This is a genomic window from Desulfamplus magnetovallimortis, assembly GCF_900170035.1.
GTDB classification, from domain to species: Bacteria; Desulfobacterota; Desulfobacteria; order Desulfobacterales; family Desulfobacteraceae; genus Desulfamplus; species Desulfamplus magnetovallimortis.
The window spans coordinates 1-1,141 of sequence record NZ_LT828599.1 but is presented as its reverse complement, the minus strand read 5'-3'; the positions used below and the strand labels follow the sequence as shown (position 1 = coordinate 1,141).

The following is a 1,141-nucleotide window of genomic DNA, read 5'->3' as shown; positions in this document are numbered from 1 at the left end:
TTTAAAAAAATTTCCCTGTATTCCGGAGCAGGTGACTCCATACAAAATTATCCATAACGAATTTGACATCTTTGCCTTAAAAGCAAAGAAAGCTCATCGGCATCAATAAAGCCGCATATTAAAAAAGCTATCATGCATTTCCATAAGTGCTTGATGCTTTTTTTACCGGTAACAAGATTTAAAAAATTGGCACTTAATTCAACCAATTGATTGAGCAAATGAGCTATTTGGAGACATTGATAATAGTTTTTTGTCGCACAATAACTGTTTCGGGAGTACTTATGCTGCAAATTGTACCCATGATTTTTTTGGCAATTGAAGCCTTCATTTTCAATTTTCCAGCGCAATCTACCGCTCTGACTGACTTCAGGGGCATTCCGCCATGTTATTTCAATATTTGTAAGATGGACAAATCTGCTTGTTTGTGTCTCATTTGATTCGATATCTCGAGAATACTCGATACATTCAATCCAGTTAACTTTATGTCCTGCGTAATCAATTGCGTTGATCCAGCAAAGCTCTATGTTGACTTGATGCTTCGAATTGGTCGTTGCCAGAGTGCGTTTGTTGTCAGTACTCTTCCCCAATAACACATCCACTTCCTCCCATACGGAAGGTAAATTACCATCTTTAAAAGTAACGATATATGGCCACCCATTTTGTGCGCAAGTATCAAAAAACGGCTTTGTCGGATACAAGCCATCTGCGGCAATACAGATTGGAAGACGTGGATATAAATCTTTGAGCCTTGCTGCCAAACGCTTAAATGCCTTTCTCTCACAATCCTGTTTCTTAAAGTCTCCCTCAGGATTTTCAACCCATTCTGTTGCAAGCGAAATTGAAAAGCCATTGGGGCATAATAGTTTTGCTTCCATAACATTATGAAAAAATGTGACTTTTCCATTTTTAGAAGTTTTAGTCAAACAATGCTCACAATGTCTTTTGGAAAAATTATGAACGCCGGTTCCATCGACCCCAACAACAAAATATTTCTTGAATAAACGAAATTTATGAAGAACTTTTTTCTCAATAAGCGTCCGAACCATACTTGCTTTGAGCTTTTCCAGTTCATCGGTTTTCAAACGAATCATGACATCGTTGACCGTATCCATGTGTGGCAGGCGCATTTTGAAAATTTTAC

Annotated in this window: 1 protein-coding gene; it reads right to left on the bottom strand. The window is 37.8% G+C overall.

The features are described from left to right. Nucleotides 1-47: 47 nt before the first annotated feature. A partial coding sequence (locus MTBBW1_RS27175) for a transposase (RefSeq protein ID WP_080810134.1) occupies nucleotides 48-1,141 on the bottom strand: 1,094 nt, incomplete at its 5' end.